Below are 14,588 nucleotides of genomic sequence, written 5' to 3' on the forward strand. Positions count from 1 at the left end.
GGCATTATGCAAACAGCAAGAGGACATTGGATGAGCGTAAAATGCCGCCGTTCCAGTTGCAAACCAGGAACGGCGGCGTGAATTATTCAATAGTTGAGAATGAGCTTATTTAGTTCAATAAGATGATTAAGACTGAGAGCAGAGCAACCAGAGGGTCACCGGATTGCAGGCTTTCCCCGGCAGCTAATGCATTGATTAATCCAGCACCCGATGCTTTGGGGTTGCCATCAATTGTGGTCGCCGTATTTTCGAGTAATTCTTCCATCCCCGCCTGGTCAAGCGTTTGTCCTGTGTTTGCGGCAACTTCAAGAAGGAGAGCGGCGACAGCACCGGCATGAGGAGCCGCAGCTGATGTGCCGAAGAAGTAGTATGCGCCATTACCCGGAGAACCGAAGAATGTGTTTTTTGCTCCATCCGTGGCAGTAAAGTCAGGCTTGTGTACTGTCACAGGTGCAGGCAAGGCAGTCGCTGGTGTTTGGCCATTGACGGGGTTGTAGTACAATGTCGAGTCGCCACGTGATGAGAAGCTCTCGACCTGCGATTCTTGGAAGCTCATGGCGGCAACACTCATGACCGCAGCCGATGAATTGTGTCCAAAGAGTGTAGGGCCAAACATATCTGTCGTATTCTTGGCGCCGGTCCATTCTGCACTTTCAATGCCGGAGCTTTGGAACATGATGTACTTGAACCGTGGGGTCGATGTTGTTCCATTGGCTCGGGCAACGACAAACCGCACAACGAGATCCGCATCTGTAGTATTTTGGATTGTAAAACCTTCGTATGGGTATATCAGCTGAGTATTGGTGCTTTGAGCCAGAATGTTTCCGCTATTATCAAGCATGAATATATCGAGGTCTTCGGTGACTCCAAACCAGGGTTGGTTCCACTGGAAGTTGAAGCTGATATACCCACCACTCGACAAAGTGAATCCCGAGGTGTTGTCGGCATCCGTTCCCGGATCAAAGTCATGACATGCGTTGTACTTTCCTAAAGTAGCAATCGTCGCGGGACATGGCGTTGTACGGAAATTAGCCGTTTCATACGAGCCAATAGCCTGGGATTGTCCGTTCACATCCACTTCTACATTGAAGTTCCCGGCAGATGCGAAATACACCGCACCATCATTGACAACTTCTTGTGCTGCAGTTGAGACTGGTCCTTCCTGGAACATGGGCTCGTAGAGGTAGTTGACGTCATCGACGATGACGTCGGCTCCGAATGTGTCGCGCAGGGCGCGAATGTTATCGGCAAAAGTGTATATCGAAGGGTATGCCGAAGCGAATCCAAGTTGCGCTCCAGGGGCGATGTCGTGCACGATTTGCAACATGGCCCTCCCTTCATCCGTTGGCGAACTCGCTCCGCCTTCGCTTTGAAGGACGACAACATCTGTCAGACGGTTGCATGGGTTAGCCTGGCCCGGCAAATCACCTGTTCCGATATCGTCGGATGCGTTGGTGGGCGGGTTGTTCGTGGCGGAATCAAAAGAATCGGACAGTGCGCCAACCTTGACACCGGTGCCGTCAATGTTCATTGCATCCCGAAGCAAGTCGGCTTTAAGCTGAACATCACCGTCGGTCGTCGTTGCTTTTGCGCAATCGGCTTGGTTCCGGATTGGTATAGGGGATTCCGTTATATTTTTGACTGCGGGGAGCGCTGCAATGGCGTCGAGTTGGTTTGTCGCGACGGCAGCGGTAATGACTGCATATCGCGCTGAAACATGCAGGATATCGGCTCCGGCTTCAGCAATTGCATCGAGTGTTGCTTGGTCGGTATCTGTGACAAACAGGTCGACAACAATTTTGCCATCGGTGGTCTGCATCAAACCACCGGGAGTGGGTTTGGTCGTGTCCATAATCCCAAGCATCTTCGCCTGGGTCGAGCGCGATTTACTCCGAAATCGTGTCTGGGACAACAGATCGAGTTTGTACGACAATTTGCCTTCAGGTTTGAAATACGGGATACTCTCCTCGGCCAGCGCAGGAGTGGCCAGAGTAAAGAACATTGCAACCAAAACGAAAGTTATGACCGGCGGTAAAACTGTTTGCCGAGCCAACAATGCCATCATATGAGACTCCTGTGCATATAGAAGGTTTTTCGCTTGCGAGAGCGGTCATTGGGACATCAATATTGTGATGTCGTAATCTCTACAATTTACAACATCAATAAGGCAGATATGCAAAGGACGCAAGGTGGGAGGATATATCTTCTTTGAAATTTAATCCAACCCACCTCTTTTGTTCATAAAAGCTGCTATTGGGTGTAAAAGAGCAGTGAATCGTTGTTATGAATGAACATGAATTGAATGCGTATCAGTATCATCTTCCCGAAGAACTCATTGCCCAAACTCCTCTTACAAAGCGTGATGGCTCTCGGCTTATGGTTGTTGATAGAGGACATGGTGTCGTCCATGAGACGGTGTTTGAGCATATTGCTGAATTTCTCCCGCGAAATGGAGTTGTTGTAGCGAATAATTCTCGTGTTATGCCTGCACGTCTTTTGGGTGCAAAATCCACAGGGGGAAAAGTTGAACTCCTTTTATTAACGCCTCTCTCTCGGCTGACACCAATTGAGACGTCTGAAAATTGGTGGCAAGCACGTGCAAATGGTTTGCTCAGAGCCTCCAAGGGACCGCGCCCAGGAGAGGTTATCCATTTTGCTCCTGACTTTTGGCTCGAAGTCATTGAACGTGGGGAATTCGGAAAAAGTGACGTTGAATTACATTGGCAAGGGGATCTACAAAATATTGTCGATCGCCTCGGCCACATGCCTCTCCCCCCGTATATTCGGCGAAGCGATACGTTGAATGATAAAACTCGTTATCAAACCGTCTATGCTGCACCGGACAAGACGGGATCAGTCGCTGCGCCAACTGCCGGTTTGCACATGACGCACGATGTCCGTGAGAAGCTGGCGGAACGCGGTATCGAATGGGTCGACGTCACGCTCCATGTCGGCTACGGCACCTTTTCACCGGTGCGTTGCCATGATATCCGGGAACATGTCATGCACAACGAATACGGTGAAGTATCCGAACAAGCCGCCAGTGTGCTTTCCCGTGCCAAGAAAGAAGGACGCCCGATAACGGCTATTGGAACGACTTCGACGCGTATCCTTGAGGGAGCGTTTGCACGATGTGGGGAAATCGCCCCCTTTTCTGGGGACACCAATATCTTTATCCGTCCAGGCTATCAGTTTCATGTTGTTGACAATCTCGTGACGAATTTCCATTTGCCAGGATCGTCGCTGCTGATTATGGTGTCGGCCCTGGCCGGACGAGACACGGTGCTTCAAGCATATTCCCATGCCGTCTCGTCGAAGTATCGTTTTTTCTCGTACGGCGACGCTATGCTTCTTCGTACAAAATGCCCATAAGGCGTCGTCAGAGCGCGCTCACCAGGGGCGCAATTTCAAGGAGCGATCATGTCCCACGTGAAAATTGACGAGGCACTCTGCAAAGGGTGCCTACTTTGCGTCACCGCCTGTCCAAAGGAAATCTTGCGTCAGGCCGACAGGTTCAACCAGCAGGGTTACAAAGTCGCCGAAGTGGATCCGGACAAGGCCGATGAATGTACCGGCTGCGCCGCTTGCGGCAAAATGTGTCCCGATATCGCCATTACAGTTTGGCGTACCCAAAAAGCCAAGAAGGAGGCGGCACATGGCGAGTGAATCCCGTATCTTCGTCAAAGGCAATGAGGCCGTTGTTCACGGCGCTCTCGCTGCGGGATGCCGCTGCTATTTCGGGTATCCCATCACGCCCCAGAACGATATTCCCGAGCTTATGTCCAAGCTCATGCCCGAATCCGGTGGAAGTTTTGTTCAGGCTGAAAGCGAAGTCGCTGCGGCGAACATGCTTCTCGGTGCTGCGGCAACAGGTACCCGGGCCATGACTTCATCTTCGAGTCCGGGGATTTCACTCAAGCAAGAAGCAATATCCTATATGGCAGGCTCGCGCTTGCCCGGCGTTATTGTCAACATGAACCGTGGAGGTCCCGGTCTTGGAGATATTGGTCCGTCACAGGGCGATTATTTTCAATCCGTCAAAGGCGGAGGGCACGGCGATTACCGTCTGCTCGTCCTTGGACCGGCGACCTGCCAAGAAGCATATGATTTGACCATTCTCGCTTTTGATCTTGCGTTTAAATACCAAAATCCCGTCATGATTCTTGGTGATGCCATTATCGGTCAAATGAAAGAACCGGTCATCCCCTGGAAGCCAGCGCCGGTGGATTCCAACGAAGCGTCTGACTGGGCACTGACAGGGGCCAAAGGTCGTCCCATGCGGCTTATTAAATCGCTGTATCTTGAAGACGGTGCGTTGGCCGCACAAAATATCCGCCTGCGCGATACCTATAAAGCCATGGAAGCCGAGATTCGAGCCGAATCGTTTGAGACCGACGACGCTGAACTCGTCGTTGTAGCCTATGGCTCCATTGGTCGTATTGTGAAAAGTGCGGTTCGCAATTTGCGCAAGCAGGGGAAAAAAGTTGGCCTGTATCGTCCCATTACGCTGTTTCCTTTTCCGGCTCAGGGACTGCGCGAACTGGCACAGAAAGGAAAGCGGTTCTTAACCATCGAACACAATCTGGGCCAGATGGTCGAGGACGTCAAACTGAGCATGATCGGCTTGGCCGACTCGGATTTTCACGGCCACATGCCCGGGTCCATCCCAAGTCCTGACGACTTTGAAGCGCCGATCCTGTCGGCCCTTGAAAGGAGCGCCTCATGACCGAACAACTCGTTTTTGACCGGCCTGAAGTTATCGCCGATCGTGCCACGCACTATTGTCCGGGCTGCCAGCATGGTGTCGCCCAGAGGCTTGTTGGCGAATGTCTGGAAGAGTTTGGTGTTGTCGATAAAACCATTGCCGTGACAAGCATCGGCTGCTCCGTTTTTCTCTACAACTATTTGCTTGTCGACTCGGTTGAAGCGCCGCATGGTCGTGCACCTGCCGTGGCAACGGGCGTCAAACGAGCAAAACCCGACAATATCGTTCTTGCCTACCAGGGCGACGGAGATTTGGCCTCCATTGGTATGGCCGAAATTATGCACTGCGCCAACCGCGGCGAGCGTGTAACCATTATCTTCGTTAATAATACGGTATATGGCATGACCGGTGGACAAATGGCTCCAACCACAATGATTGGCCAGAAAACCACGACGTGTCCTGGTGGCCGGTGTGCCGAACGAGAAGGGCAGCCGTTCAAGATGGCTGAAATTCTCGCCGGACTTGGTGGAGTTGCGTATAGCGCCCGCGTGGCGGTGAACAACGCGAAGAACTTGGTGAAAGCAAAAAGAGCGATCAAGCATGCTTTCCAAGCGCAGATCGACAACAAAGGATTCGGGTTTGTCGAAGTGCTTGCAACCTGTCCGACCAACTGGAAAATGACGCCGGTTGCGGCCAATGAGCGCATTGAGTGCGAACTTATTCCCTACTTCCCCCTGGGAATCTACAAAGACCGTTTGAATGAAGGGGAGGGATGCTGATGAGCCTGTATAAAGACGTCATCATCGCCGGTTTCGGCGGCCAGGGCGTAATGCTGATCGGCAATCTCCTGGCCTACGCCGGCATGAATCACGGTCTGAATGTGACCTATATTCCGGTCTATGGTCCGGAAATGCGTGGGGGAACGGCGAACTGCACCGTTGTTGTATCGGACGAAGAAATCGGTTCTCCCATTATTCAATCGCCTGAGTCCGTCATCATTATGAATCGCCCATCGCTCGACAAATTTGGTCCGAGCCTGAAAGACGGTGGTGTCGCTGTCATCAACTCGTCGCTTGTTGATCCGACGTTGGCGGAGAAAGATCGCTATTCCGTTTTTGCTGTGCCGGCGGTCGACATTGCCGACAAAATCGGCAACACCCGCATGGCCAACATGGTCGCTCTCGGGGCCTACATCAAGGCAAGCAATGTCATGCCGCTTGATGTTGTCAAAGATAGCCTCGAAAATGTCATCTCCGCTCACTACAAACATCTCATCCCCAAAAACTCCGAAGCCCTTCAAGCCGGCTACGACCACGTGGGATAATCGTTTTCAGCGATAAGGAGAAAAGACAGAACGTCTGTTTCTCTTGCAAAAGAAAAAGGAGCACTTGTCTTGATGGACAGGTGCTCCTTTATTGTTTGGTAAATAATGTAATGTTGTTGTGAGATTTCGGCAACGTTGCTTTGGTCTTTGGACATTAAAGAAGAGGGGCAACGGTGTTGATGCCGATAAAGAAGGCAAGTGCGAATGTCGTGTAGACGATTTGTGCTTTAAGAGGTGTTGCTTTTTCCTTTCTATACTGCATCGAAGAAATTCCTTCCAGGATTCTGAGCAGTTTAAGAAATATTGGTTATCGAGGGAAGCTATAACAATGTTTCTGTATCTTGAAAGAAACGATTGGGAAGGGGGCTCCCCAATCGCCTGAGTTCATGGTTACTGCTTTCTCTCCGTAGGCTCAGTATACGTTCATCCGTCTTGTTTAGCGTTCTCCTATTGTCAACGGCTTCCCCAATCGCAGTTGACTTCGAACATGGGAGAAGGTGTTTTCGAGGTCGGTGAGTCGGGCAAGAATGTCTTGCTCTTCCTGGGTACGTGACAGGACGGCGTGGACCGCGCCGTGTTCGAACACGAGGCGGCGAGTGGCCGACAGAGCGAGAACGGGGTCGTGGGTGGCGATGACGACGATTTTGTCGCTCTTGACGAGGAGGTCGAGCGCGCGGAGTTTGTCGACGCCCGCGTTTTCAATTTCGTCGATGAGCAAGACCGGCGACCAACTGAGCAGGGCCGCGTCGGCAATCATCAGCGCGCGCGATTGTCCGCCCGAGAGTTGTGTCAGTTGGGTTCTTGGGGCGAACGGTTCTCCGGCCAGATCGTTGGCTGCGGCAATGACCTTTTCGGTCGTCTCTTCCGGGGTGGGAACCTCGCGGCTTTTGGCGTGCGTCAGGATGAAATCGTCAACAGCCATGTCGAGGACGAAATTCATGTTCTGTGTCAGCTGCGCAACGAGCCGTCCTTGTAGTTCAAAACGTTGATCGGGGTCGGGCGGGGTTTCATTGAGTAGGATTTTCCGGCCGGACGGGGTGTCATTATCGGCAAGCGATTCGATATCCGAGAGAAACCGGCTTTTCCCGGACCCGGTCGGTCCAAGCAGCGCCGTGATTTCACCGGGAGTAAAAATAATATCATGGCATGCCGAGTTGCCGGATTTGTCACTGCCCGCGGTCACCGTGAGGCTGTCGAGTGTGGTCATATCAGACGACATGGGCGTCTCCAAATTCGGCTTTTTTCACATTTCCTTTCTGGTACCGGCTGCCGATACGTGTTTCGCTGAGGCAGTACGAGCAGACGGCCGCCGGCATGGCAAACCGCAATCGCATGTCGGTGACGGAGACAATATCCGGGGCCATGGCAAGCACGGTGGCCAGCTCCTGACATCCTTGACCGGTCAGGCCGTTGATATGCCGGATAATGGCGCGAGAATTCATCTGGCGGATGCGGTGTCGGTAGACTTCGCGTTCTGCCTGAGAAACAAGATCGCCTTTGGTGACAAGAACGAGGTCGGCCAGTTTGAGCATGGGACCGATTTTCTGCGGGGCATCGATCCCCATAAGATTATCGATGACACACAGCCCCAAAGCACCGCGCAGGTGCGGAGAACAGCGGTTGCAGAGTCCAGCTGTTTCGATGACGCAGCATTCAGCACCGGTGTTCTTGGCCCACTCGAATGTTTCTTCAAGATTCGTGGCAAAGAAATGGTCCGGACAAAGCCCGCCGGACAGAACCGCCGTGGCCGGAATATCCGCGTCATGATAGGCGAGATTGTCGCGGGTTTGGAGGCAGTCGAACTTAATGACGGCGCAGGCAACACCTTTCTTTTTGAGAGCGGCACAGGTGCGGAGAAGCACCGATGTCTTGCCGCATGAAGGCGGTCCGGCAACGGTAATCAGTCGCATTATTTCACCTGCACAAGTTTGCGAAAGCGGTCATTGAGTTCGTCGCGGACCGTGGTGATGTCGCGTTCTGCAATAAAATCCCAACCCACCCACTTGATACGGGCGTTCTTGTCGAGTCCTTCCGGCAGGGGACCGGAAAGCGGCAGGAACCAGCGGGCGCTTTCAATCTGGCCGAACCCACTATTGAGAAAGGACACAAGCGGTTTCAATCGCTCTGCTTCGCTTTTTTTCACGAGAAAATAGAGCGGGCTGGCAGCGGCTCCATCCTCAGGCCAGATGACACGCATATGGTCGGGGTGTTTGGAACTTTCGGCAAAGAAATACGGAATGATATAGATTCCACCGGCATTCGACACACCGCCGGATTTCCCCATATGCGACGAATGCATGAGCCCGTAGACGTTTTCGGCAAAGCGTTCGATACCTTCCCAACCATACTCTTTATAATAGTTGATAAGGACGGCATCGGCCATATCGTCGCCGTCTCCGCACATATTGATATGTCCCCGATAACGAGGATCGAGGAGGTCGCTCCACTGTGTGGGGGGCGGAACATCGCCGAGGCGTTTCATGTCGACGAGGAAAATATACGGTGTGAGGCCATAAATCACATAGTGGCCTGCCGGATCGATAATACCTGCCTGTTCGTGCATCGGTTCGACATAATCGGGCAGAATGGCTTCAAAAAAGCCCGCTTTTACAAAATGATCGGCAAATTCCTGTCGAAAAAAATCACCAAACCCAATGGATGCGATCATATCGGGTAAACGGTCCGGATCGGTCTCTCGATAGAGTGGATCAACCGGATCAACCGATGTGCATCCCATGGGAATATGGACGGAGAGAGGGGGACCGTCGTCTTTAGATTGTCGAACAATGGCATCAATCCCCTCTTTGACAGCGAGTTTGACCGGACATGGTGCGTATAACAATAAGTCAAGCTTCCCTGAGGCCGGAGTGGTCTCTTCGGCCATGGCAGAGACGGAAAAAATGAGTTCATCAAGTGTTTTCATGCTGTCCTTTCCTGGATGCGTGCTGACGACAAAATTGAAAGAGATTACGAAATTGAAATTCAATACCAAACAATCCCTCATTATAAAAGGCGTTATCGTGGGGACAGCAATTCATATGCCAAGAAATGTCTTCATTATCTCACGGAAAGAATTATTTGCGTGTAGAGCCTCGTCTCCCTCTTGACAGTCGATCCCTTTTCTTATGTCGTATTGTGAATAGATGGAGTAGGAAAAGGCCATATATGGAATGGTCGCATGTGTTGCGGATAATTTAGGAGAGGAGAATTGGTTCATGCGAGGAGTACGCATTACGTTTGTGTTTCTGGTTCTGATCGGAATGTTCGGCGCTTCGATCGCGTGTGCGGAACGCACGGTCATGGATCAACTCGGTAAGAAGGTTGCCCTGCCCGATGAGGTGAAACGTGCCGTTGTCCTGATGCACCACGCGTTGGATATCGCTATCCAACTCGATGCCGAAGGACAGATTGTCGGTGTTTTGGAACGATGGAACAAATATTTGCCCGATGCGGTCAATGCATTTCCTGCGTTAAAAGATATGCCCACACCCGGGGATTTGAAAACGATCAACATGGAGTCGTTGTTGGCGCTTCATCCCGATATCGTGATTGTCACACATTACGCGCCCGAAGATATGCGTTCGCAAATTGAAGCTGCTGGCATTCCCGTTGTCGGTGTTTCGTTGTATCGCGCCGACTTTGAGCAGGCTTCCCGCCTCAACCCCAAGTTGAAGGATCCTGATAAAGCGTACACCGAGGGGATGATCGAGGGGGTTACGTTATTGGGTGAAGTCTTTGGAAAACAAGACAATGCGGTAAAGCTCATTGAGACCATCAAAAAGAACAGAGCTATTGTTGCGGGGCATCTCAGCAACATTCCCGACGACCAAAAAGTCAGTTGCTACATGGCCAACCCAGAACTGCATACCTACGGTTCAGGGAAATATACCGGGGTCATCATGGATCGCGCCGGTGGTAAAAACGTTGCTGCTGAGTTAGATGGCTACCAGAAAGTCAATATGGAAGATGTGCTGCGCTGGAACCCCTCGGTAATTTTTGTTCAGAGCCGTTATAAATCCATCGTTCCCGAGATGAAATCCAATCCGGCATGGGCGCAAGTGGATGCGGTGAAAAATGGCAAGATTTATATTACTCCGGAATACGTCAAGCCTTGGGGGCATCCGACGCCTGAGTCCATGGCGCTTGGAGAAATCTGGATGGCGAAGAAACTCTATCCGAAAAAATTCGCCGATGTTGACCTGCCTGCGTTGGTGAATTCCTATTACGAGACATTCTACGGCATTCCCTACAAGGGACAGCACTAACATGACATATACTGTTTCACGTCAGACCGGTCGTATGATGGCCGGTCTGACGGTCTTCGTCGTGCTGTTGTGTCTTGGGTCGCTGATGCTTGGACGATACCCGATTGATCCTGTAACGGCGGTGTGGGCCGTTATCGCCAAGTTCATACCGGTATCCACTGACTTTCCGCCCACGCTGCAAACTGTTCTTTTCCATGTCCGACTGCCTCGCATTGGTGCGGCATTGCTTATCGGGGGCGGGCTCGCCATGTCAGGGGCATCTTTTCAAGGTCTCTTTCGGAATCCCCTGGTCTCTCCCTTTATTTTGGGTGTTGCCTCGGGTGCCGGTTTTGGCGCGGCTCTCGGAATTTTGCTGTCGGCCGGTATGTTCGGCATCCAATTGCTGGCATTTGTGTTTGGAGCTCTCGCCGTATTGCTTAGTTACGGTATGGGCCGGGTGTATAAGGCTGCACCGACCTTGGTCTTGGTACTTTCCGGCGTCATTGTCGGATCATTCTTCTCGGCGCTTCTTTCGTTACTCAAGTATGTTGCCGACCCGTATGATAAACTGCCGGTGATTGTGTATTGGCTCATGGGGTCGTTGGCGACCATGACGCAGGCAAAACTGTTTTCCGTGTGTGTCCCCATTCTATTGGGAATTGCTGTTCTCATGGTCGTGCGATGGCGCATCAATGTTCTGACATTGGGCGATGAAGAAGCCAAGGCGCTTGGCGTGTCAACAGGACGATTACGTCTTGTGATTGTGCTCGCGGCAACACTAATTACCGCGTCGGCTGTATCGGTAAGTGGCATTATCGGTTGGGTTGGGCTCGTCATTCCACATTTGGCCCGTATGCTCGTTGGACCTAATTATAGCCGACTCATGCCGGCGAGCTTGCTGCTGGGGGCGTGTTATATGTTGCTCATTGACGATGTTGCTCGAACCGTCACCGCATCGGAAATTCCACTTGGTATTTTGACTGCCACCATTGGTGCTCCAGTTTTCGCATTCCTCTTGCGAAAAGGGAGGCTCGGATGGGCGTGATCATGGAGGCCCAGAATATCGGTTTCGGGTATGACGGAAGTCAGGATCGTGTATTCGACCGACTCAGTTTCGCTATTCATCCCGGAGACGTCTTCTGCATTTTGGGACCGAATGGCACGGGAAAGTCGACCCTCCTCAAATGCCTGGCTGGCATTGAACCGGTTTCGTCCGGACATGTTGTTCTGCAAAATAGAAATATCGCCACGCTCTCACGTGCCGAAACGGCCAGAATCATCGCCTATGTCCCGCAAAGTCATCAGAGTCTTTTTGCCTTCACGGTGTTTGATGTCGTGGTGATGGGGCGTGCGCCCCATATCGGTGTGCTGTCATCCCCATCGCAAAAAGATTACGAAATTGCCGATAAAGCCATTACTGCGATGGGAATCACGCATTTACGGGATAAACAGTACACCAACATTAGCGGTGGAGAACGGCAACTCGTCCTCTTTGCCCGTATTTTGGCGCAGGAGCCGAAGGTTCTCTTGTTGGACGAACCGACCTCCCATCTTGATTTTGGAAACCAGGTCCAGGTGTTGGCTTTGGTCAAGCAGCTAGCGGAGCGGGGTATTGCCGTGATTATGACCACTCACTTTCCGGACCATGCGTTTCTCGTAGGTCATGAAACCGCCATTATGGCTTCAGGACGATTTATGGTGCAGGGCCCGCCGCATGAGGTCGTGACCGCGTCTCGGTTGAGTGATGTTTATGCTGCAGAGGTCCGGTTGGTGGATATCGAGGGATATGGCCGCATTTGTGTGCCTTTGCTCCCTGATGGCGTTGCTTCCTTATCTCATTCTTTGGGAGAGATACGATGAGGACACTCAATGTTATGAGTGCAGGGAGCCTTCGACTCCCTCTTGATGAAATTGCCGTAATGGCGAGTGAGCAAGAAAACATCAAAGTTGCCATAACCTACGGTCCGTCAGGGCTTTTACGGGAAGACCTAGAGCAAAATAATGCTGCTGAGTTATTGGTCTCAGCCGATATGGGCCATCCGACACAGCTTTGGGAACAGAAACTTGCGCTTCCTCCCATTCCGTTTGCCGGGAATTCTCTACGTCTTATGGTGGCACCTGGCGTTACAGTTCCGAACGGTGTGGACCGTGATCCTCCAATTGTATTGGATTGGTTGTTAGGGGATGACATTCGTATTGCAACTTCGACCCCTGGACTCGATCCTTCGGGCGATTATGCGTGGGAGTGCTTTGCCTTGGCGGAATCATTTCTTCCCGGCGCACAGGAAAGGCTGGCAGCAAAGGCTCTGCAAGCCGTTGGGGGGCGAGATCCGAAGTGGTGTCATCCGGTGGATGGGAAAAGCCCGGTGGCGAGATTGTTTCTTGAAGATCGAACCGATGTTTTTCTTGGTTATGCTACATCGGCTCTCCAGGTTGCATCGCAGGTTTCTGGATTGCGTGTGTGCAAGCTCCCAGAGGGACTTGAGGTTCATACCACTTGTGGCCTGTCGGTTTTGCGATCGGCCTCTCCGGCAGCATATATGTTTGCCTGCTTGCTGCTGTCGATACGTGGACAGTCACGTCTGAGGCAATACGGGTTCCGCACGTTTTCTTCGTGAAGAAATTGGGACATATTAAGGACAAACCCTCTTATAAAGGGTTTGTCCTCCTCTATCGTTTATCCTTCTCTTCCAGGTAACAAGCCAGCGAGGCGAGAACTTCCGGGAAATCACCTGAAGCCCCTTCTCCGATGGGGTGTGCTTCCGGGCCTTCGGCTTTGACCGCGAAGGTCACGCAGCATCGCTCCTCCGTCAATGGTTCTATGCTGTGCTTGACCTGAATCACCGTCTCATCAATCTTGGTTTCATCGACAAAGCTTCGTGGGGATTGGACATCAACCAACTGAGAGCGAATGACCTCATTGTCAGGGAGAACCATGGAGAACCAAACACCGGTCTCGAAGGGGCCATCAATCGTGATGTCTTGAACACCGGGGTTCCAGTCCTTCCATGTAGAAACATCAGACAATACTTTCCAGAGCATCGCGGAATTGACCTTTATCTCCTGATCGAACGAACGACTCCAAGATGTCTGCATGTGCTTACCTCTTTTTTTTGGGGGGGGGAGGGCTTCAGTACGGCCTCCAAGCTTGCTTGATCGCGAGTGTGCTCTCTTCACATCGCATCAGCTTCATGACCTTAACAAAGCATGCATGGTTCTTGTTGAAAACAACATCATAACACCGAGTCGGGAAAACGCTTAGAGAATATTTGCACCGCTTAACACCATGACTAAATGTTTGAGCACAACGGGATCAAATGCGCCTTCCATAGATTTGCTCATAAACTGAAGCGCCTTGTATGGGGTGAGCGCATTTTTCGACGGGGTTGGCGTGGTGAGTTGAAGGTAGGTGTTGCAGGCTGACAGAACTTTAATGGAAAACGGGATATGGTCACCACTAATACCCGAGGGATAACCAGATCCATCTTCATGTTCGTGATGCAATAAAATGCACGACATACTTAGCCCATCGAGGGGGAGGTTGGCGCACAATGCTGTTCCATACACCGTGTGTTGCTGCAAGAGTTTGATTTCCACAGGATCCGTTGTCAGGCCATTTTTATCGAGTATTTTCTTGTGGATAGAAAGCTTGCCGACGTCGTGGAGAAGTGCTCCGATGCCGGCATTGGTTATGGTTTTGTGATCAAGGTCAAACGTGTTCAATACCGCCATTGTCAGAACAAACACATCGACATTGTGCGTGAACACATCGTAATTGTGTGCAATAAGCTGGCCCAGCTTCGCCAACGCCTCTTCATTATTGAAAAAGTTGACGCAATCCGTAACCATTCGCATGATGTCTTTGAAAAAACGCTGCTTGACCTTTTCCGGCAGCTTATTCGTAAAAAATTCGCTGATCATATGTGTGGAGACATCGTGAAGAATTTCTGCACGGTCTTCCATAGGAATGCTTTCATTTTCCAGAATCTGTCCGAGGTTGACGCGGACATACTGATCGAATGCTTTTTTTTGAGAACCTTTGATGAAAACTTCTTCGACACCGAGGTCATAAAGTTTTGTTTTGATGCGCTCGTCGAAACGTTCGCGCTCTTTCGTGAAGAGTACGTAATTGGAGCCCCGTCTGACGTAGACTTCAAAATTTCCCAATCGTTCTGGAAAGATAAGATGCGGAGAAATGGGGAGATAAGGTTCTTTGACCTCTTCGGTGATCACCGTGCCCTCCTGTGATGTTTTCGCATTATCTACTCGAAAATGAACGAGCCATAAACCCCTTGAAAAGATCGAATATATTGTG

Annotated in this window: 15 protein-coding genes; 9 read left to right on the forward strand and 6 right to left on the reverse strand. The window is 51.3% G+C overall.

The window, feature by feature from the left end; translation table 11 throughout:
• Positions 1 to 109 precede the first annotated feature (109 nt).
• Complete coding sequence (locus tag G451_RS0113330; RefSeq protein ID WP_027184648.1) at positions 110 to 2,065, reverse strand: S8 family peptidase; 1,956 nt, start codon at positions 2,063 to 2,065, stop codon at positions 110 to 112.
• A gap of 218 nt (positions 2,066 to 2,283) precedes the next feature.
• Between G451_RS0113330 and queA the strand changes: the two genes are divergently transcribed.
• The 5 genes from queA to G451_RS0113355 are packed head-to-tail and all read left to right on the forward strand — an operon-like array spanning position 2,284 to position 6,029.
• Positions 2,284 to 3,372 (forward strand): tRNA preQ1(34) S-adenosylmethionine ribosyltransferase-isomerase QueA, encoded by a 1,089-nt coding sequence (gene queA, locus G451_RS0113335; RefSeq protein ID WP_034642238.1) that lies wholly within the window; start codon positions 2,284 to 2,286, stop codon positions 3,370 to 3,372.
• 48 nt (positions 3,373 to 3,420) lie between these two features.
• Positions 3,421 to 3,666 (forward strand): 4Fe-4S dicluster domain-containing protein, encoded by a 246-nt coding sequence (locus G451_RS0113340; protein ID WP_027184650.1) that lies wholly within the window; start codon positions 3,421 to 3,423, stop codon positions 3,664 to 3,666.
• Entirely contained in the window at positions 3,656 to 4,726 is a 1,071-nt protein-coding gene (locus tag G451_RS0113345) for a 3-methyl-2-oxobutanoate dehydrogenase subunit VorB (protein ID WP_027184651.1), read from the forward strand. Before G451_RS0113340 ends, G451_RS0113345 begins: the two co-directional genes overlap by 11 nt.
• A complete protein-coding gene (locus G451_RS0113350) occupies positions 4,723 to 5,484 on the forward strand; it encodes a thiamine pyrophosphate-dependent enzyme (protein ID WP_027184652.1) in 762 nt (253 codons plus the stop codon). The genes G451_RS0113345 and G451_RS0113350 overlap by 4 nt, the downstream gene beginning before the upstream one ends.
• Positions 5,484 to 6,029 (forward strand): 2-oxoacid:ferredoxin oxidoreductase subunit gamma family protein, encoded by a 546-nt coding sequence (locus G451_RS0113355; RefSeq protein ID WP_027184653.1) that lies wholly within the window; start codon positions 5,484 to 5,486, stop codon positions 6,027 to 6,029. Before G451_RS0113350 ends, G451_RS0113355 begins: the two co-directional genes overlap by 1 nt.
• Before the next feature lie 436 nt (positions 6,030 to 6,465).
• Here G451_RS0113355 and G451_RS29375 read toward each other — a convergent pair whose 3' ends face one another.
• From G451_RS29375 to G451_RS29380, 3 genes are read right to left on the reverse strand one after another with little or no spacing between them, the layout of a single operon-like run.
• Positions 6,466 to 7,248: an ATP-binding cassette domain-containing protein gene (locus tag G451_RS29375; RefSeq protein ID WP_051261480.1), complete on the reverse strand. Its 783-nt coding sequence runs from the start codon at positions 7,246 to 7,248 to the stop codon at positions 6,466 to 6,468.
• Complete coding sequence (locus G451_RS0113370; RefSeq protein WP_027184654.1) at positions 7,238 to 7,939, reverse strand: GTP-binding protein; 702 nt, start codon at positions 7,937 to 7,939, stop codon at positions 7,238 to 7,240. Before G451_RS0113370 ends, G451_RS29375 begins: the two co-directional genes overlap by 11 nt.
• Positions 7,939 to 8,952 (reverse strand): ABC transporter substrate-binding protein, encoded by a 1,014-nt coding sequence (locus G451_RS29380; RefSeq protein WP_034642276.1) that lies wholly within the window; start codon positions 8,950 to 8,952, stop codon positions 7,939 to 7,941. The genes G451_RS0113370 and G451_RS29380 overlap by 1 nt, the downstream gene beginning before the upstream one ends.
• Before the next feature lie 292 nt (positions 8,953 to 9,244).
• Between G451_RS29380 and G451_RS0113385 the strand changes: the two genes are divergently transcribed.
• From G451_RS0113385 to G451_RS0113400, 4 genes are read left to right on the forward strand one after another with little or no spacing between them, the layout of a single operon-like run.
• On the forward strand, positions 9,245 to 10,294 hold the full coding sequence (locus tag G451_RS0113385; RefSeq protein WP_027184656.1) for an ABC transporter substrate-binding protein: 1,050 nt from the start codon (positions 9,245 to 9,247) through the stop codon (positions 10,292 to 10,294).
• A 1-nt stretch (position 10,295) separates the two neighbouring features.
• Positions 10,296 to 11,318 (forward strand): FecCD family ABC transporter permease, encoded by a 1,023-nt coding sequence (locus G451_RS0113390; RefSeq protein ID WP_084448571.1) that lies wholly within the window; start codon positions 10,296 to 10,298, stop codon positions 11,316 to 11,318.
• Positions 11,309 to 12,133: an ABC transporter ATP-binding protein gene (locus G451_RS0113395; RefSeq protein WP_027184658.1), complete on the forward strand. Its 825-nt coding sequence runs from the start codon at positions 11,309 to 11,311 to the stop codon at positions 12,131 to 12,133. The genes G451_RS0113390 and G451_RS0113395 overlap by 10 nt, the downstream gene beginning before the upstream one ends.
• Entirely contained in the window at positions 12,130 to 12,891 is a 762-nt protein-coding gene (locus G451_RS0113400) for a substrate-binding domain-containing protein (RefSeq protein WP_051261481.1), read from the forward strand. Before G451_RS0113395 ends, G451_RS0113400 begins: the two co-directional genes overlap by 4 nt.
• 52 nt (positions 12,892 to 12,943) lie before the next feature.
• On the opposite strand, the gene G451_RS0113405 is transcribed toward G451_RS0113400, so the two are convergent.
• Positions 12,944 to 13,369, reverse strand: coding sequence for an SRPBCC family protein (locus G451_RS0113405; protein WP_027184660.1), 426 nt, complete (start codon positions 13,367 to 13,369; stop codon positions 12,944 to 12,946).
• A gap of 162 nt (positions 13,370 to 13,531) precedes the next feature.
• Complete coding sequence (locus G451_RS0113410; protein ID WP_027184661.1) at positions 13,532 to 14,506, reverse strand: HD-GYP domain-containing protein; 975 nt, start codon at positions 14,504 to 14,506, stop codon at positions 13,532 to 13,534.
• Positions 14,507 to 14,588: the final 82 nt, after the last annotated feature.

The sequence above is a fragment of the Desulfovibrio inopinatus DSM 10711 genome, assembly GCF_000429305.1.
GTDB lineage: Bacteria > Desulfobacterota > Desulfovibrionia > Desulfovibrionales > Desulfovibrionaceae > Alteridesulfovibrio > Alteridesulfovibrio inopinatus.